The organism is Azonexus sp., from assembly GCF_049652925.1.
Classification (GTDB): Bacteria; Pseudomonadota; Gammaproteobacteria; order Burkholderiales; family Rhodocyclaceae; genus Azonexus.
In genome coordinates, this window is record NZ_JBASFI010000021.1 from 196425 (window position 1) to 214335 (window position 17911).

General features: G+C 56.4%; 23 protein-coding genes. All 23 read left to right on the plus strand.

Features of this window, described 5'->3' with window-relative positions:
• Positions 1-3: 3 nt before the first annotated feature.
• The 23 genes from WBK19_RS10575 (at position 4) to WBK19_RS10685 (ending at position 17820) form a co-directional block, all read left to right on the plus strand.
• A complete protein-coding gene (locus tag WBK19_RS10575; RefSeq protein ID WP_511289492.1) occupies positions 4-867 on the plus strand; it encodes a hypothetical protein in 864 nt (287 codons plus the stop codon).
• Positions 868-1226: 359 nt separating this feature from the next.
• Positions 1227-2390: a sialate O-acetylesterase gene (locus WBK19_RS10580; RefSeq protein WP_511289494.1), complete on the plus strand. Its 1164-nt coding sequence runs from the start codon at positions 1227-1229 to the stop codon at positions 2388-2390.
• A 146-nt stretch (positions 2391-2536) separates the two neighbouring features.
• Positions 2537-3100 carry a head-tail connector protein gene (locus WBK19_RS10585; RefSeq protein WP_511289496.1) on the plus strand — a complete coding sequence of 188 codons (564 nt, stop codon included), beginning with the start codon at positions 2537-2539 and terminating at the stop codon, positions 3098-3100.
• Complete coding sequence (locus tag WBK19_RS10590) at positions 3100-3417, plus strand: phage head closure protein (RefSeq protein ID WP_511289694.1); 318 nt, start codon at positions 3100-3102, stop codon at positions 3415-3417. Before WBK19_RS10585 ends, WBK19_RS10590 begins: the two co-directional genes overlap by 1 nt.
• A complete protein-coding gene (locus WBK19_RS10595; RefSeq protein ID WP_511289498.1) occupies positions 3414-3686 on the plus strand; it encodes a hypothetical protein in 273 nt (90 codons plus the stop codon). The genes WBK19_RS10590 and WBK19_RS10595 overlap by 4 nt, the downstream gene beginning before the upstream one ends.
• A complete protein-coding gene (locus tag WBK19_RS10600; protein ID WP_511289500.1) occupies positions 3686-4117 on the plus strand; it encodes an HK97-gp10 family putative phage morphogenesis protein in 432 nt (143 codons plus the stop codon). The genes WBK19_RS10595 and WBK19_RS10600 overlap by 1 nt, the downstream gene beginning before the upstream one ends.
• Positions 4114-4464: a tail completion protein gp17 gene (gene gp17, locus WBK19_RS10605; protein WP_511289502.1), complete on the plus strand. Its 351-nt coding sequence runs from the start codon at positions 4114-4116 to the stop codon at positions 4462-4464. Before WBK19_RS10600 ends, gp17 begins: the two co-directional genes overlap by 4 nt.
• A gap of 106 nt (positions 4465-4570) precedes the next feature.
• Positions 4571-5212 carry a phage tail tube protein gene (locus WBK19_RS10610; protein WP_511289504.1) on the plus strand — a complete coding sequence of 214 codons (642 nt, stop codon included), beginning with the start codon at positions 4571-4573 and terminating at the stop codon, positions 5210-5212.
• 94 nt (positions 5213-5306) lie between these two features.
• Positions 5307-5699, plus strand: coding sequence for a phage tail assembly chaperone (locus WBK19_RS10615; protein WP_511289506.1), 393 nt, complete (start codon positions 5307-5309; stop codon positions 5697-5699).
• 47 nt (positions 5700-5746) lie between these two features.
• A complete protein-coding gene (locus tag WBK19_RS10620) occupies positions 5747-6016 on the plus strand; it encodes a DUF1799 domain-containing protein (protein WP_511289508.1) in 270 nt (89 codons plus the stop codon).
• Between the two features lie 35 nt (positions 6017-6051).
• Positions 6052-10413 carry a hypothetical protein gene (locus tag WBK19_RS10625; RefSeq protein WP_511289510.1) on the plus strand — a complete coding sequence of 1454 codons (4362 nt, stop codon included), beginning with the start codon at positions 6052-6054 and terminating at the stop codon, positions 10411-10413.
• Positions 10410-11294 carry a hypothetical protein gene (locus WBK19_RS10630; RefSeq protein WP_511289512.1) on the plus strand — a complete coding sequence of 295 codons (885 nt, stop codon included), beginning with the start codon at positions 10410-10412 and terminating at the stop codon, positions 11292-11294. The genes WBK19_RS10625 and WBK19_RS10630 overlap by 4 nt, the downstream gene beginning before the upstream one ends.
• The gene (locus tag WBK19_RS10635; protein WP_511289514.1) at positions 11294-12340 is read left to right on the plus strand and encodes a gp53-like domain-containing protein; all 1047 of its coding nucleotides are present in this window, start codon (positions 11294-11296) and stop codon (positions 12338-12340) included. Before WBK19_RS10630 ends, WBK19_RS10635 begins: the two co-directional genes overlap by 1 nt.
• A gap of 7 nt (positions 12341-12347) precedes the next feature.
• Positions 12348-12767, plus strand: a complete 420-nt coding sequence (locus WBK19_RS10640; RefSeq protein WP_511289516.1) for a hypothetical protein — start codon at positions 12348-12350, stop codon at positions 12765-12767.
• A 53-nt stretch (positions 12768-12820) separates the two neighbouring features.
• Entirely contained in the window at positions 12821-13198 is a 378-nt protein-coding gene (locus WBK19_RS10645) for a hypothetical protein (protein ID WP_511289518.1), read from the plus strand.
• Positions 13195-13560 carry a hypothetical protein gene (locus tag WBK19_RS10650; RefSeq protein WP_511289520.1) on the plus strand — a complete coding sequence of 122 codons (366 nt, stop codon included), beginning with the start codon at positions 13195-13197 and terminating at the stop codon, positions 13558-13560. The genes WBK19_RS10645 and WBK19_RS10650 overlap by 4 nt, the downstream gene beginning before the upstream one ends.
• Entirely contained in the window at positions 13538-13963 is a 426-nt protein-coding gene (locus tag WBK19_RS10655; RefSeq protein ID WP_511289522.1) for a hypothetical protein, read from the plus strand. The genes WBK19_RS10650 and WBK19_RS10655 overlap by 23 nt, the downstream gene beginning before the upstream one ends.
• Positions 13960-14442, plus strand: coding sequence for a DUF2514 family protein (locus tag WBK19_RS10660; RefSeq protein WP_511289523.1), 483 nt, complete (start codon positions 13960-13962; stop codon positions 14440-14442). Before WBK19_RS10655 ends, WBK19_RS10660 begins: the two co-directional genes overlap by 4 nt.
• Positions 14430-14636 carry a hypothetical protein gene (locus WBK19_RS10665; protein ID WP_511289525.1) on the plus strand — a complete coding sequence of 69 codons (207 nt, stop codon included), beginning with the start codon at positions 14430-14432 and terminating at the stop codon, positions 14634-14636. The genes WBK19_RS10660 and WBK19_RS10665 overlap by 13 nt, the downstream gene beginning before the upstream one ends.
• A 498-nt stretch (positions 14637-15134) precedes the next feature.
• Positions 15135-15761 (plus strand): type IV toxin-antitoxin system AbiEi family antitoxin domain-containing protein, encoded by a 627-nt coding sequence (locus WBK19_RS10670; RefSeq protein WP_511289527.1) that lies wholly within the window; start codon positions 15135-15137, stop codon positions 15759-15761.
• Complete coding sequence (locus WBK19_RS10675) at positions 15758-16639, plus strand: nucleotidyl transferase AbiEii/AbiGii toxin family protein (protein ID WP_511289529.1); 882 nt, start codon at positions 15758-15760, stop codon at positions 16637-16639. Before WBK19_RS10670 ends, WBK19_RS10675 begins: the two co-directional genes overlap by 4 nt.
• Positions 16640-17152: 513 nt before the next feature.
• A complete protein-coding gene (locus WBK19_RS10680) occupies positions 17153-17368 on the plus strand; it encodes a hypothetical protein (protein ID WP_511289531.1) in 216 nt (71 codons plus the stop codon).
• Positions 17369-17457: 89 nt separating this feature from the next.
• Complete coding sequence (locus tag WBK19_RS10685) at positions 17458-17820, plus strand: DUF4124 domain-containing protein (RefSeq protein WP_511289533.1); 363 nt, start codon at positions 17458-17460, stop codon at positions 17818-17820.
• Positions 17821-17911 lie beyond the last annotated feature (91 nt).

Sequence of the window (17911 nt, forward strand, 5' to 3'; positions counted from 1 at the left end):
GACATGCTTACAGATTGGGTAAAACAAGCCGTCACAGCGGGCGGAACAGGTAATCTAACCCTCGGCTCTGCTGACTCAGGTTTCATTGACTTCAACACAGGGGTTGGGGTTGGTCCACGATTCACGTACTCGATAGAGGATGGGGCGAACCGAGAGATCGGAATCGGCTATCTGTCGGCAGCGACGACGCTAGTACGGCAGTACGTGCGGGAAACGCTTGTTTCTGGCACATACGATAACACCACCCCCTCACCCATTACGGTGACCACCGCAGCGAAGGTGACCATATCCGCGACCGCTCAAAACCTCGTGCAGAGCTTCCCGAGGGTATGGGGAACGTCAGCGGGACAGCGAAGGCAATTGGGAAATCCGGCACACCACCAAACAACGTTTGGGACACTGGCGATGACCGCAAATATTCTGTACGTCATGCCGTTTCTCTGGCGTGGCGGCTACCCAATTAGCACACTGTACGCCGAAGTAACAGCAGCGGCGGATACAAAAAATTGTCGGCTTGCCCTCGCGGATATTGGCGCGGATTGGGCGACTACGACCGTGCTTGCGCAAACTGGAGATGTTTCTGTCGGGGGGGTGGGGATGATTTCAGGAGCGGTAACACCACTACATCTTTCTCCCGGCTGGTATCTCGGCATGGTCGTTAGCGATGGTACGCCAACGTTAAGGTCGATGACTACTTATGACGAAACACCGTTCGGGTGGCACGCTACGTCGGCACCATTTAAGGTGACAAAGATGCTGGTGGCAAAAACTTACGGGACCATCGGTCCAACGGTTGATTTATCTGCGGCCAGTGTTACTACGTCCGACAGTGATGCGACAATGTTTGGTATGTGGGCAGGTGAATAATGACCTTCGGAACCGGCACGCTAGGCACAGGTTCGCTCGGGGCTTCTGACGCCGTAAGCGCCCCACCATCTGACGCGATTACGCTGACTGACCTTACTCAGAAGGTATTCCAGCGAAACGGAACTAGCGCAGCAATATCGGTTAGCGGGACATATACAGGGTCGCCAACTGCTATTGAAGCTCGCGTCGTTCAGAGCGGCACATCTACTGAGGTTGTGACATGGACCACGCTTGATGCGGCACCTGCTGGTGGAGCATTCACTGGAACCATTACGACACCGCAAGGTGGTCCGTATAACGTTCAGGTTCGGTTCTCGAACGACACTGCTGTTGTGTCTAACGGGTCTTATGCGTGGAACGTGGGCATCCTTGCGTTGCTTGTCGGGCAAAGCCAGCTTGTCAATTGGTTTGATGTTGGCGTGCATTCCGCCGTCGCAGGGGCCTATCGTCAATCTGGCTCAGTCTATGGGGGTTCGGCCGGTTCGTGGTCGGCAATGCCAACCACGGGCAACGGAGCCAACGAGTTCGCTGCACAACTGATCGCGCAGTATGGGGTCCCGGTTGGCATGCTCGGCTACGCCTCGGGCGGAACGTTGATCTCGCAATGGGACCAATCTACCGACACGCTGCCGAGACATGCAATTAAAGCCGTGCAGGACTGCGGCGGTGCGGTCGAATACATCCTGTGGGCGCAGGGCGAGGCTGACGGCTCATCTGGCACTGCTCAGGCGACGTATGAAACGGCGCTGACGAACGTTATCGCTAATTTTCGCGCACAGATTACGAACCGCAGTACGAAGGCAAACCTGCCAATCGTTTTGAGCCTTCTTGGTCGCGGAACTAGCATTGGAACAGATGCACAAGCGTCGGCAATCCGCGCCGCGCAGTTCGCCATTGCCGGAAGCGTTTCTGATGTTTATATCGGCGCTGAAACGCTTGATATACCGCTAGCCGATGCTGCGCATTACTCTGCGGCAGGCTACGTCACGCACGGCAAGCGCATGGCGCAGACCGTCAAGTATTTGCTCGGTGACGCGACATATCATCGTGGTCCGTCTATAGCCAGCGCAGTAGTAGTTGATGCAACGACGACCGATGTCACTATCTCGCATCGCGGCGGTACTGACTTTACTCCGACAAGTGCAATCGTTGGCTTTGAGATTGATGATGGCGGGTCGATTATCGTTCCGTCAGCGGCTGTCCGGCAAAGCGCCTCGGTTGTGCGCCTCACTCATGCCTCTCTGTCGTCTGGTTCTCCGACGGTTCGGTACGGCTATGGGGCAGACGGTGGTGACACTTACGCGTCGACAATCTCCAACATCCTGGTGGATAACACCGCTCTGACATTGCCGCTTGAGCAGTCCCCGCAGAACGTGGCTATATCCGCATCAACCTCTGGTGTTTTCGTCAAAATTTCCGGTGTATATCTGCCGTCAATTTCTGTGCATGCGAAAGTTGCTGGTGTGTACAAGCTGGCGAATGAAATCCACCTGAAGCAGGCTGGCGTCTATGCTCCTATCTGATTTCTAATCCCCTCTGCACCATGCTTCAACTTTCGCCCACTCCGAAAGGAGCGTGATCCGCCGTAACGCCGTGAGGCGACCGTTCCCGCAGCCGGAAACCAACCAACCGCCCCATGGCGGTTTTTTTACGCCCATTGGAAGTTCACATGATCAAACTCATCACCGCGCCGAGCGTTGAGCCGGTGACGCTTGACGAAGCAAAGGTCCATTGCCGCATTGACGGTGCCGAACTTGATTCTCTGCTGAATATCATCATTCCGGCCGCCCGAGAATCGGCAGAGCATGAAACCGGCCGGGCTCTCTGCACGCAGACTCGGGAACTTGTTGTCGATAGCTTCGATTCAGATTTAATCCTGCATGGCGCGCCGATTCAGTCCGTCACGTCCGTTAAGTATCTCGACAGCGCCGGAAATGAGCAAACTCTGGCTGGAACCGAATACCTTCTCGACAAAGACAATGAACCGGGCTGCGTTGTGCTGGCCTATGGGAAATCATGGCCGGAAACCTACGCCGTGCCGAATGCTGTCCGCGTGCGGTATGTCTGCGGGTATGGCGATGCATCGGCTGTTCCGAAGGCGATCAAGCAGTGGATGCTGCTCGCTATCGGCACGATGGCAGCGCAGGCTGAAACGATGACCGTGGCGCAGGCAACCGCATTGCCGGACAGATTCTGGCATCGCCTGCTCGATCCGTACCGGGTGTTTTCGTGATGATCTCTGCCGGCCATCTTACCGAGCGCATCAACATTGAGCAGCGCCCGACAACTCAGGATGCCATTGGGCAGCCGGTTGAAACATGGTCGCTGGTTGCTGCGGTATGGGCGTCGATTCGTCACCCGTCCGGGCTGTCGGCGATCAAAGCAGACGCGGACGTTTCAATCGTCAAGGCTTCGATCAGGATTCGTTTCCGGGCCGGCATTGACGCTGGAATGCGCGTTGTTCATAGCGCGACGATTTACGACATCAAGGCCGTGCTGCCGAATCGGGCAGGCGGGTATGTTGATCTGGTTTGCGAGGTGATCAAGTGATTTTCACGCATAGAAACGCGCTAAAAGCCCACGTTTATGATGCCGACTCAGGGTGTGACGTGGAGAAGGTTGTCAGTATCGATACCGAAACAGGCATTGTTGAAACCGTGGCAAAAGGCCCTATTCGCGTTGGTAGCGACGGGAAAGTTGTGACAGAAAAGAACAAATTCAGATCAATCTATCCGATTTTCGGCGGGTCTCCGCTGGCGCAGTTGTTTCTTTGCTACGGCAAGGTAAATCCACTTAATGAACGATTAGGCGGTGTTTGATGGGCATGAAAATCTCGATGAACGTAGCAAAGTTCAAAGAGGATCTGCGCGCCACGGCTGATCGCCTGAATCGGGCAACCCGCCCGGCGGCTCAAGAGGGCGCCGAAATAATCTACCGGCAGGCAAAGCTCAATTGCCCTGTTTCAGATCATGCCCATATGTTCCATGGCACAAATGCCGTGTACGGCCCGTACCCCCCTGGCAACCTGCGCAATGCGATCTATCAGGTATTCAGCAAGGACAACAGTTTCAAGGATGTCTCGACCTATCACATAAGCTGGAATGCCGACAAAGCGCCCTATGGTTTCATGGTTGAGCTTGGGACAAGCCGCATGCCGGCGCAAAGTTTCGTCGGCCGCGCCATCAGTGAAACTAGATCAAATGTGCGCGAGGCAATGAAGCGCCGATATCTCGAAGAGGTTAGTAAATGAGCATAGAAGCCGATCTCAAGCAGCTTCTTGTGGCCATCAACCCAAATACCTGGCCGGATGTAGCACCGTCCGGTGCTGCCACGCCATACCTGACCTGGCAGCAACTCGGCGGTGCCTCTGTTCGCTATGGCGACAACACGGCCGATAGTCGCTGGCCGCTCATTCAGATCAACGCCTGGGCAAAAACAAGGCTTGAGGCAATCACCCTGATTCGGCAGGTCGAAGATGCCCTATGCGCGTCTTCAGCATTCCAGGCAGAGCCGCAAGGTGAGCCGGTTTCGACATACGAGCCAGACACAAAGCTGTACGGCAGCATTCAGCGTTTCGAGGTATTCGGCGCAAGGTAGCCGAACGCACCACCAACAAGCCGCCTCCGGGCGGTTTTTTATTGCCCTTCGGGGCGCATTCAACCGCTTAACGGCGGTTTTTTTTCGTCCATAGAAAGGCTTCATCATGGCAACTCTTCCTTCCGGTACCATCCTCGCCGTCGCGTCCGCGTTCGCTGCGGCAAAAACCGTTACTGCCGTCAGCAATGCGGCAGAAGCATCCGTTTCATGTACCGCTCACGGCTATTCGGTCGGCGACATCCTGCAGCTTTACTCCGGCTGGGGCCGCATCAATCGCCGCGCCGTCCGCGTCAAGAGCGCCACGACCGATGCTTTCGTTGCCGAGTTGATTGACACCTCGAACACCGAATTCTTCCCGTCCGGTTCCGGCGTCGGCACCGTTCGCAAGGTGACGACATTCACCCAGATCCCGAAGTATCTGAACCCGACCCAATCTGGTGGCGACCCGAAGAACGTTTCCGTCCGTTTCATGGACGAAGACACCGACACCAACCTGAACGACGGCTTCAACGCCGTGACGGAATCGTTCGAAATCGACGCCGATCAATTCGGTACGGCTTCGTACAACGCCCTGCGCACCTTGAGCGACGTGCAGACCGACACCATCCTGAAAAAGACCCTCAAGACTGGCGCGATCATCTTTACCCCTTGCACCGTGTCGCTCAACGAAAACCCGAAGCTGTCCAGCGGTTCGATCATGACCAACGTCGTATCGGTCAACGGTAACGGCCGGATTACGAGATATTGATCCGAGCATCTCCACAAGCCCCAGAAATGGGGCTTTTTTACGCCCCTTCGAACGTATGCGGAGCGGGTCTTTTTCTTCTGACTGAGAGCTAAAAATGGCCGCAAAAATCATCCTCGGTGCCAAGCCGAAAACATTCAAGCCCATCGATGTTGCTGTCACATTGCCTGACGGCTCCGACGGCATGGTCCCGGTAACGTTCAAATACCGTACCAAAAGCGAATTCGGCAAATGGCTGGACGGCGCAACGTCGAAAGCCAAGGCCGAGCAAAAAGAAGGCGAAACAAAAGAATTCTCGTGGGAGAAGTTCTACGAGACGAACACTGACATCGCCGTCGACCAATTGCTGTCGGCGATTGATTCATGGGGCCTGGATATTCCGCTCAACCGCGAGTCGCTCATCCAGCTCGACAACGAAATCCCGGCCGCTGTCGTCGCTATGCTTTCCACCTATGGCCTGGCCTGCCGCGAAGGCCGCCTGGGAAACTGAAGGAAGCCACTCGCGCCCTGCATTACCGCATCCCTTCCGTAAAGGAGTTGGAAGGGACTGGCCTGACGCAGGAAGACTACGCGCAAGACCCATTCGATGTATGGCCGGAAAACTGGCCTGCATTCGAAGTGTTCGGCGCAATCAGAACGCAGTGGCGGACCGGAATGGCAGGGCGTGAAGGACTGGATTACAACGTCCTGTTCCGCATCCTTGATGACAGATTCAAGGATTGCGATGAGTGGCAGTCAGCATTTGCGGATGTTCAGGTAATCGAAGACGAGGCGCTGTGTGTTTTCGCAGAGCGTCAATCAGGCTAACCCGCTTCGGCGGGTTTTCTTTTTAGGGGTGGTTGATGTCCGATCTCAAAATCCAGGGCGAGGTACAGCTAAGTTCGGAAGGTGCCGAAGCTGCGCTAGAAAACCTTGGCAACAAAGCAGAGAAGATGGCCAGCCGCCTCCAGACAGAGGCAGGAAAAGCCGGCCAGGCTGTTGATGGTATCGGTAATGGTGCTGCTGAAAGCGCCGAAAAATTCACTCGCGCAGAAGGCCGAATCGTCGAGTCCATCAAGCGGGCAACGACCAACCTTGAACTATTCGGCAAGACAGCATCGCAAAAGCTCGAATTCAAGATTGACCAAAAAGGGCTTGATGCCAGCAAGTTCGAGCCGCTTCTCGCCAAGATGCGCGAACTGGAAGCCGCGCAGGTTCGAGTTGCTACGACTGGCCGTTCGTTCGGTAGCGGACTGCAAAACACCAGCTATCAACTGCAAGACTTTATCGTCCAGGTGAATGGCGGAACGGACGCAACCAAAGCGCTTGGCCAGCAGTTGCCGCAGATGCTGGTTGGCTTCGGTGCAGCCGGCGCTGCTGTTGGCGTGCTTGCTGCCGCGCTGCCGAATCTGGTTGCGGCCTTCTCAAGCTCTGCCGGTGGAGCCAAAGACTTCAAAGAAGCCATGTCGGATTTTGACAAGGCGATTGGCGACGTTGGCGCAGCGACCAAGACGTTCGACATGGACAAACTCTATGAGGAGTTCAACAAGTCGAGCGCGGCTGTCCGTGCCGCCACCATCGAGCAGCTCAATTTTCAACAGGAATACATCCGCACCACGCAGATGGTTTCGTCAAAGAAGTTCGGCGAATCGCTTGGCGGCCTTGGTGACTATTCAACGCTGGATAAGCTCGCCGGCTCGTTTGGTGGAACCGGCCCCGAAAAGCTGGCCAAGCAGCTTGGCGTAACGCTAGACACGGCCAAGAACCTGATGCCGGTGATTGCTGGCCTGAAAAGTGGCACAGAGGACGTTGGCCTCGCCTTCAATCAGTTCGGAACAACCCTACTCGGCGGCAACGCCAAGGCTGTCGAGCTCGCCACGACAATGGTGACGCTGGCCAAGTCAGAAAAGGACGCCGCATCGGCCGCATCCTCGTTGAGCGAGGCGCAAGCCAAGATGTCTAAGGGCCACGTCCAGACCAAAAAAGAAGCAGAAGAAGCCAAGGACGCCCGCAAGTCAGCGATCAAAGACGCCGAAGCCCTGGCCGCCGTCATGGACAAGCTGACCGGCCGCGATACCGGGCTCGATGCAACCTACTGGAAAGACCTTGAAACACTGCATTCTGCCTATTCAAAAGGCCGGCTATCCGTTGATGAATATCGGGAAGCCGTCGGCAAGCTGACCAAGGAACAGAAGTTCGCCAAAGATGCCGCCAAGGCCGAAGCAGACGCACTGAAAGAGCGCAGCAAGTGGCTGGATGAATGGGCCGATTCACGCGCCAAGGAAACCAAGGACATCGCAGATCAGAACGCCAAGGCGCAGGAGTATTTCAACAACCTTGGCCTGACCAAATCGGCACAGGAAGAACTTGCCGCCTCCAAGCTGGAATTGGTTGCAGCCGCAAAGGAAGAGTACGCCGCCAATCTGGAAAACGCCGCAGGATATGCCGGCGAGTTCAAGGACGCCTATCTCGAAGCCGCCGAAGCCGCTCGCAGTCAAGCCGCAGCCTTGCGTGATCTGTCCGTTCTGAAACGTCAGACGGCCGCCAAGGAAATCGCCGTCAATGAGGCAAACGAAGCCTCGAAGGCGTGGGGCAAGTTCGCCGACGACATCGAGCGTTCGCTGACTGATTCGCTGTTCCGGTCTTTCGAGTCCGGCAAGAGCTTTGGCGAGTCGTTCGCCGACTCTCTCGAAAACACGTTCAAGACGATGGCGCTCAAGTTCGCCATCAACTACGTGGTCAACGGGGCGGGCCAGTTGGTTGGCATGGCCGGTAATTCGGCGATCAATGCCGTCCGTGGAACCGGGTCGTCAAACAACGGCAGCGGAATAAATTACCTTGGTGCAGCCAACAACCTTTCCACGGCAAATTCTCTCTATGGCGCCCTGGCTGGCCTGTCTGGAACGACGGTTGGCGCTTCAGGTGCCTCGCTTATCTATGCAAATGGCGTCGGCATGGTTGGTGGGGATTCCCTTGGTGCATTGATTGCCGCAAATGGCTCCTGGTCCGGCGTTAGCACGGGTGCTGCGGCTGGCGGAAGTTCGGCCGCTGGCGGTTCTGCGGCCGGCGGATCAAGCGCAGCCGGCGGCGTAGCAACCATTGCATGGGTTGCTGCCATCGTTGCCGGCATGTGGATGTCGTCCGAAGCCTGGAAGGCCGGTATCCGCTGGGAAAACTACGCCAAACAGGCCGATGTTGCGCTGTGGGACGCTGAGGTCGCTATCCGCGCCGCTCACGATGAGCCTGCCCGCGCCATCTTCGGCGATGACTTCGTCAACTCTCAGTTTTACGCCATCATGGGCGGCGGATCGCTCTCGGCACAGATCCACTACGGCATTCAGAGTGCGTTGTTCGGCTCAAAGTACCAGACGGGAACCCAGACTGCCGGCACGTTCAGCGAGTCTGGCCAGGGATTTTATGGCGCCTATGGCGTCAACATGAAAAAGACAGGTGGCCTGTTCAGTGGTGGCCGCGAGTGGACTGAGTGGCACGCTCTTCCTGACGACATAGATTCCATCATGGACGCTGTTTATCGCGGCGTCCGCAACTCTTTCATCATGCTCGGGGAGACTTTCGATGACACCTCCCTGGCAGCAAAGATGCAGGGCTTTGTCTATGAATTTCAGTCTGGATCTACCGACATTCAGCACGTAGTCGAATCGGCAACTATTGGTCTTTCCGAAACCATAGGCGCGATTCTTGTGCCTTCCATTGATTCGTTGCGGGCAAGTGGCGAGTCATGGGTGACGGCATTCGAGCGAATCATTACCGAAAGCAGCGCCGTAAGTCGCGTGCTTGACTTGATGGGCCGCACCATGTCCGGAACGTTTGGCACCAACAACCTGGACGGCGTTCTGAAAGCATCCGATGCGCTGGTTGGCCTGTTCGGTTCAATCGAAACATTCAACACGGCATTTACCTCGTACTACGGCAATTTCTACTCGCAGCAAGATCAGGTTGCGCAGGCATGGGAAGAGATGTCGACCTTGTTCGACAAGCTCGACAAGACCATGCCGACCACCCGTCAGGGGTTCCGTGATCTGGTCGATTCGCTTGACCTTTCGACAGAGGCTGGCCGCACGGCATTTACTGTCCTGATGGGGCTGCAAGGTGCCTTCGCGTCACTGACGCCGACCATCGAAGAGGCTACCGCCGCCGCGGCTGCTCAAGCCAATTCGGCGCGTGAAATGCAGGCCAGCCAGATTGCCCAGTTCTACGACTTCCAGCGCTCCGCTGCCGAGCAGTCGCTGAAGAACGGGCAGACGGCAGCGCAATTGGCCGCTTCGACGGCATCAAGCCTGATTTCATCGTTCGAAGCCATTGTCGACAACCTCGACGCCTACCGCGCCAGCCTGTTGTCTGGTTCTGGCTCGCTGTCTCCGGCCGATCAATACGCCGAAGCCAAGCGCGCCTACGAATCAACGGCATCACAGGCCAAGCTAGGCGACATCAACGCTGCCAACAACCTACAAACCTATGCTGACGCCTTCCTGGCCGCGTCGATGCAGATCAGCACGGCAACCGGGTATGCCCGCGATTTCGCGTCCGTAGTCGGTACGGTAGATGCTGTTACCGGCATTGCCGAGCGACAAATCCCGATCGCGCAAAGTCAGCTTGATGTAGCCAATGAGCAGCTGGCTACATTGACCGCCATGCTCGATTCCATGAACGGCGGGCAAGCGCCCGTAATGGTGGCTAATTACGGCCAGGCAGCAACCGATTGGGCCTCGTTCTTTTCGACAACGGCGGTTGGCGATGTGGTCCAGAACGCGGCCGGCGCGATGCAGCGCATTTCTGAATCAATGGGCCTATTCATTGACAATACAGGTGCCGGTTTCACCTTCAGCTCGAGCGATAGCCCCTACGCGCTGGCCGGCGAATCGGCGGCATGGCGCGATGAAATGCTGCGCCGCTATGGCGCATGGTCGGTGCCTTCGTTCGCATCCGGTGGCACGCACTCGGGCGGATTGCGCCTGGTTGGCGAGAACGGCCCGGAAATGGAAATTACCGGTCCATCAAACATCGTCAATAGCGATCGTACCGGCTCGCTGATGGACAACTTCGAAAACATGGTGGCTGAACTTCGAGCCCTTCGTCAGGAAGTGGCAACGCTCAGATCAGAAACGCGCTCAGGCCATGCCGTCATCGCCTCGAACACGAAGAGCACGGCGAAGAGCCTTGAGAAGTTCGACATCGATGGAATGCCGGAAGTGAGAGCAGCATGAAACTGATTCGCCCTTCGGCGGTAACTGACGCCATTCTGCTTTCCAGCAACGTGCCAGAAAACGATTTCGGAGTATGGGAATCAATCTATCCCTATGCGGTTGGTCAGTCTGTGATCAAAGGACATCGCATCTGGGAATCCGTCCAGGCGGCCAACCTGAACCACGACCCCGAAACATCGGGCATTACATGGTGGATCGATGCCGGCCCGGTCAATCGCTGGGCCATGTTCGATGGCGAGGTTGGCACGGCTACGGTGGCTGACGAGAACATCACGATCACGCTGCAGCCTGGCCGCATTGATTCCGTTGCCTTGCTTGGGGTTGATGCTTCCGTGGTCACTGTCACAATGCGGCTCGGCGCCACCGTCATCTATCAGAAGGTCACTTCGATGATTGATGACTCGGGAATCACTGACTGGTTCGATTGGTTCTTCAATCCGATTGAAGCAAAAGACTACGCCGTGATGACCGATATTCCGGTGTTTGGCGAGGCAACTCTCGAAATCATCATTTCGAAGCCGGTTGGTCAGGTTTCCTGCGGCATGTGCATCATCGGCCTGAAATCGGAGCTTGGCGGAACGATGCGGGGAACGTCACTTGGCATCAACGACTATTCCAAGAAAACGGTCAACGATTTCGGCAATGCAACGCTGGTTCAACGCTCGTTCAGCAAGCGCATGGGCGTCAAGCTGATTCTGCCGAACGGCGATGTCGACCGAGTTCATGCCGTGCTCTCTGCGCATCGCGCTATGCCCGTCGTCTGGATCGGCTCAGACCGCTATTCATCGACGCTCATTTATGGGTTTTATCGTGACTTCGAAGTCGACGTCGCTTACGCCTATGACTCCTATTGCACTATCAACATCGAAGGGATGATCTGATGCCTATCACAGCCTTGCCGGCGCCTCCGTCGCGTCAAGACCCGGTAAACTTTGCAGCGCGTGGCGATGAATTCATGGCCGCGCTTCCAGTGTTCGTCACTGAAACAAACGATGCTGCGGCAACAGTTAATGCCCAGCAGATCACGGCTGTCAGCGCAGCATCAACGGCGACCACAAAGGCTTCCGAGGCAACATCCGCCCGCGATATTGTAATGGCCGCCGCGAATTACAAGGGGTTGTGGACAAGCCTTTCGGGTGCCCTTGCTATTCCGGCCAGCGCGTTTCATTCCGGCGCCGTCTGGTTGCTCAAGGAAAGCGTTGCCAACGTCGCCACCGAAACACCGGGCGTCTCGACCAAATGGCTCAACGTCACCCCGGCTAGCGGATTGGGTACCGCTGCGTATGCTGACGAAACTGATTTTCAGGCCGCCATCGGGGCGTTGACCGGATTACTGCGTAGCGCTGGCGATGGGAGTATCAGTGCTGCAACGGCCGCCCAGATCGTGGCGGCTATCGGGTCTGTCTATGTTGCGAATGCGGCGCATGCGTCATCTGCCGACTCTGCAGACTCTGCCACCACCATCATGGATGGCACCGTCAGCTCTGCCGCCAAGATTGCCAACGGAGTCATCACCTGGGCGAAGCATGCCGCAATGACCACCGGAAAGTTGATCGGGCGCTCCACTTCAGGTGGTGGGGCTCCGGAGGAGATCGCCGTCGGTTCCGGGTTGTCGCTCGTTGCCGGCGTTCTATCTAGCACGCTAAGTCTTGGAACGTTGCTCGCCTCAGCCGACGGATACATGATTTTTTCAAACGGGTTAATCCTTCAGTGGGGAGACACCGGGGTCGGGGCGAATGGTCTGGCCTCTATCGTGTTCCCGATCTCTTTTACGACATCGGTTTATTTCCTTGGCTCGAAAGCGCATTACTCGACTGTGGTCAGCAACAGCGTCGATAACTACTCGCTGCATCTTAATGGTCTGTCTGGGTTCGACTATTACCGGGACAGTGGCGTCAATTCAAAATGGTTTGCGCTAGGAAAATAAAATGCCCATGAAATATTCCCCTGCCACAAATGGCTTTTACCTATATCCGTTGCAAGCGTCGGCAACTCCGCCGGATGCAGTTGATATTTCGGATGAAGAATATGCTGCGCTTCGGCTTGGGCAGTCATCTGGAAAGACCATTGTTCCCGGCGGCGATGGTCGGCCATTTCTCACCACCATGCCTGCAATTCCGCATTCCGTATCATCGCTTCAGTTCATGGATCGTTTTACTGAAGTCGAGCAACTCGCCATCGTTACGGCAACTATGAGCGTGGCGCAGGTAAAGCTCTGGTATGACCGGATGCTCTGCGCTGAAGAGATCGTATACAAGGACGCCCGCACGTTGGCTGGATTGCAGGCACTTGTTGCTGCCGGCCTGATCACGCAGGCCCGCATGGATGAAGTCCTGCCACCTGAGTGGCGATAGCGCACTCAATCAAGCCGCCTCCGGGCGGTTTTTCATTTCAGGGAAAACAAAAAATGGCAGAACCAACCGCAACCAGCGCCGGAATTAGCCTGACGATGCTATCCGTGGCGCTACTTGGGCCGATGGCTGGCCCTTATGCGCTGATCGCCTTTGCGGCACTAGCCGGCGCTCTGTGGCCGCTATCGACAACCGAAACGGCATCTGCAGCGGCCGGCGCATGGTTGCTGCTGCGCTGCATGTTGACCTCTGTCGTCCTGACCGTGTTTCTCTCGAGCATCGCCGAGCGCATGTGGGACTTCCCGGTCAACGAGTCGCTTGCTCCGGTTGCCTTCCTGATTTCAGCCCTCGGCAACGGCTGGCGCCCGGTTCTGGATGCGTTCGGCCTGGCCGTTGCTGCCCTTCTAGGCAAGTTCGGCGAGGGCAAAAAATGAACCACTACGCCGTTCTGATACTGCACGAAATGCTGTGCGCCGCCATCTTCTTTTCAGTGTTCTGCCGGTCAGTGAAAAGCAGCGAGAAGGTCCGCGCCGACGTTCGCGCCGCCTTCCTGTTGCTCGGCACGGTGGCATGCGTAGGAATGGCCGCGCCATTGGTCTGGGGGCTGGTACCTGACCTGTTCGTCCTTTCAATGCTGGCGGCCATTGCGTTCGTTCAGATCGTGACTTCGCGGCATTGGCATGCCGGGGTGCCACACAGCTATTACCGGCCGGAATGCGCCCCACGGCTGCGCCGATCAACCGACTACGCAGGAACAGAACGAAGGGTTCGCCATGACCACGCAAATCACGCTTGATGATTACTGGATGGGACGCGACAAGGATTACGCCTCGTCGCTGACCGATGCCATCCGGTTCAACGCCGAAAACACGGTTTCGCTCGTCAATCGGCTGCTGTTCTCAGCGACGAATGCCGGCGTGCTACTTGTGGCTGGCAAGAGTAACAGCCTGGTCAATTCCGGCTGGCGGCCTCCTGCGGTCAATCAGGCCACGCCGAACGCGGCCAAGCGGTCCCGGCACATGACCGGGCAGGCCTGCGACATTCACGACCCGGACGGGACGCTCGACAAGTGGTGCGCTGCCAATCTTCCGGCGCTGGCCAAGGTCGGGCTATGGATGGAACACCCGAAGGCAACGCCGGGATGGTGCCACTTGCAGACGATCCCGCCGAAATCAGGAAATAGGATATTCATCCCATGAACCCGCTGCAGTTGATCCCAGACCCCTACCGCTTCGCAGCCCAGGCGCTCGCCGTCGCGCTGGTGATTGGAGCCCTGATCGCCTTCGGTTGGTCAAAAGGGGCCGACCATGTGCAGACCAAGTGGGACGCCGAGAAGGGCCGCGCACTGGCCGCCCAGATCGTCGCCGAGCAGACCGCTCGCCAGCGCGAACAATCCATGATTTCCCAGATACGAAAGGCCGAAAATGACGCGAACGACCGGGAAGAAAAACGCCGTGCTGCTGTCGCTGCTGCTGGTGACTCTGCTGACAAGCTGCGCCTCGCCCTCAACACCATCCGCAACGGCCTGCCCGGAAATTCCGCCGATGCCTGCCGTGCGACAGCCGATGCCGCCATTGCCGTATTCGGCGAGTGTGCGGCTGAAGCTGGAAGCCTGGCGGACAAGGCTGGAGGCCACGCAAGCGACGTCCAGACCCTGAGTGAGTCGTGGCCGAAATGACCAACAGCATCCCCCCATTTCCGAAGGCGGCGACCGTCCGCCAGATGCGCGAGTACTTCGAGGCCCACGAACGCGCCGGCCGCGCCGACTGCATCGTCATGGGCCGAATGATGTGCTTTTCAATTCCGCCGCTCGGGCCGGACACGTTCGACGAGAAGCGCCGGCATGTCTATACCAACCTGATCCCGGAGTAACTGCCATGCCTGCACAAGTCGTGAATTTCGCTCAATGGAAGGCCGCGCATCCGCCCGCGCTGATCTGCTGGAATCATGGGCTACAATGCTATCTGGCGTGGCATGATTTGTGGCTAAAGGTTTTGTTCCAGCGCAAGCAGTAGCGGGGCAACATTCGGGGCAACTCGAAATCGCTAATTCTGTAGAGGCTTGCAGATAGGTCGATTCTGGCGGTTATATGAATCCCTGCGTGTCCGCCAACTATCAAGCAAATACGCCCCTTTCGGGGCGTTTTTGTTTTCCGCTTCCGAGGAAATTTGTTAACGCATGGGCGTATTGGATATTTTTCGCCTGATTTGAGTTTTTTGAGTTAGTCGAAAAATTCATCAGAGATCGGCGGCTCCTTGATGACTGTCGTCTCAAGGCTCGCATGTGGTTGGCGCTGAATTCCGAATCTGGGTTCGATCCCTCCATAGAAATGTTCCAATAATTCGTCACTTATTTGCATTCGACGAATATATGGAACATACTTTCTCAGCCATGCGCCACGACACTCACACCCAACGTGTCCTTGATCTGGTCAGCCAGAAGGGAGTGCTGCGTCCAGGCGATCTCAATACTATCGGGGCTCCCAGAGTAGTTCTGACGCGCATGACGGCCAATGGCCTGCTGGAAAAGGCTGGGCGTGGCATCTACCGACTACCAGACGCTCACGGTTCCGAGTATGAGAGCCTGATCACCATTGCAACCAAAGTGCCGCAGGCGGTCTTCTGCCTGCTCACCGCTCTGCAGTTTCATGAACTGACCACCCAACTGCCGCGACAGGTGTGGATTGCCATGCCGCGTGGCAGTCATACGCCGAAGATCGATTACCCGCCAGTCAAGATGGTTCAGTTTGCTGGTGAAGCCTATTCCGAAGGGATTGAGGTCGTTGAGCGAGATCAGGTCAAGCTGCGCGTCTACTGCGTGGCCAAGACTGTTGCCGACTGTTTCAAACATCGCAACAAGGTCGGACTCGACGTTGCGCTGGAGGCGCTGAAAGATGCGCGCGCAAAGAACAAGGCCTCGGCCGATGACCTCTGGCGTTTTGCCAAAATTTGCCGGGTCGCCAACGTAATGCGCCCGTATCTCGAGGTGGTGGAATGAACAAGGATCTCGCCGCATCGGTCCGGGCACGGCTGCTGAATGTTGCCAAGGCTCAGGGTGCGGACTTCAACCAAGTGCTTGTGCGCTTCGCACTGGAAAGAATCCTCTACCGGTTGAGCCAGTCAGCGCACGCCAATCACTTTTTGCTAAAGGGTGCGTTGCTGTTCACTCTCTGGTACGACATGCCACACCGGACCACGCGGGATGCCGATCTGCTCGGCTTCGGGCCAAGTGACCTTGAATCGATCGCGCAGACATTTCGTGACATTGCCAGCGTCGAGGTTGAGGACGGCATTACTTTTGATCCGGCATCAGTAAGTGTCGAGGAGATTCGCAAGGATGCGGGGTACGCCGGCGCACGGGTATTGATTTCCGGCCAAATTGCCAAGGCACGCTGCAAGACGCAGATTGACATCGGGTTCGGTGATGCGGTCACGCCCGGCCCGGTTAACGCCGTCTACCCTGTGCTGATTGCAGACATGCCGTCACCTCGGTTGCGGACATACCCGGTCTATACTGTCATCTCGGAAAAGCTGCACGCCATCGCCTTGCTTGGCATGACCAACAGCCGGTTGAAGGATTACCTGGACCTGTGGGTGTTGCTAGACCGCGAGGCACTGAATGCCAATACGCTCGCGAGAGCGATCGCCGCGACCTTCGTCCGGCGTGGAATGTCCATTCCGGCAATCTTGCCCGTTGGCCTGACGGACGAGTTTGCTACTGACTCATCGCGCAAGGCCATGTGGCATGCTTTCCTGAAAAAGAACGAGATCACCATGACGCCACTTTCTGAGGTGGTGGCGAAACTTCGGACAATACTGGAGCCAGCACTTGCTCAGGCCGCCACATTCTCCGATGCGATATGGCTTGAAGTGTGAGCCTCAAGTCGAGAATGCCATTCAGCAGGTCTGTGTGGCATTAACAAATGGTTTGTTATTGAAAATGTTCGTAAATGAAAATGTAGTCCGCCAGTGCCCAAATTTATCTTGTGCATTCCGCCAAGCAATACAAGGCTGCTTAAGGCTCCGATTATTCGGGGCTTTTTGCTTTTTTGGGTTGGTAATCACCCTACGTTTGGGCGCAGGATAAATTCTGGTGGAAGCAGTCATACAAGCCGTCGTCGAAGAGCCGCCTTTGAATCTCGGTTTAGTTGCCCAATTGCAGATTCAATTTTATCGGCTAAGCACCTACGCGGTACTGAATTTTCTCGATGATCCTGCCATGTTGGCCTTCGTACTCTGTTAAAGCGTGCAAAGGTCCAAATTACTTACTGGATAAGCCATTTCTCTGCAGTCACAAACGGCTACAAAACACGGGAAGACATATTTCTTTCGCAGGCCTAGAGTGTGTACGGTGTTGTGCGGTGCACAAAATCTGTAAAGGATATGAATATGGTTCCCGACTACATGCAGAAATACACAGACCTCCGGATTGGGCGGCTGTCGTTTCACCAGTTCATGGAATTTGTCGATGAAATCTACTGTATGGGCCACACCAACGGTAGCTTGTCCGCGCAAGCCGAGTTGCTCAAACGGATCAACGGTCAGATCGCTTCGACTGGTCCGGCATGTGATTCGCAGATAGTGCCGTACGAGTCGGTTTTCTAGACTCGCGGCGATCAATTGGTCTGCACGCGGCCATCTTGTAGCATCAATGTTTGGAGAGTAGATTAAGAAAGTATCGAAGGGAGATATCCATGCGCTACACCATCCTTCTGGCACTTCTGCTTGCATCCACTGCATCCCAGGCCGACGTCTTTACCTGCCACACGCGTTCCGGAGAAGTTGTCTATTCCGACGTTCCGTGCGACAAGGGAGCGATAATCGAAAAGATAAGCCCGAGCGAGTCGGTATCAGACCCGGTTGCCGCCCAGAAAGAACTTGAGCGACAAAAGGCCTATACCGAGCGGCAAGCCGCAGAAAATGCACGGGCAAGAGCCGCCGCGCCAATGCCGGCAATCCTTCCGGATTACTCCAGTCCGCCTCCTTCATGGCCACCGCCGACGCCGTTGTCGCCGTCATCGTCCGGGCAATCGGCAACACCGCCAAACACGCGCTGAGACAAGCTTTCTCTCGAGCACTCCTCAAACAAAAAAAGCGCCTTTCGGGCGCTTTTTTGTTACTCCGGGCTGTCGCTCTATGGCCTGGCGA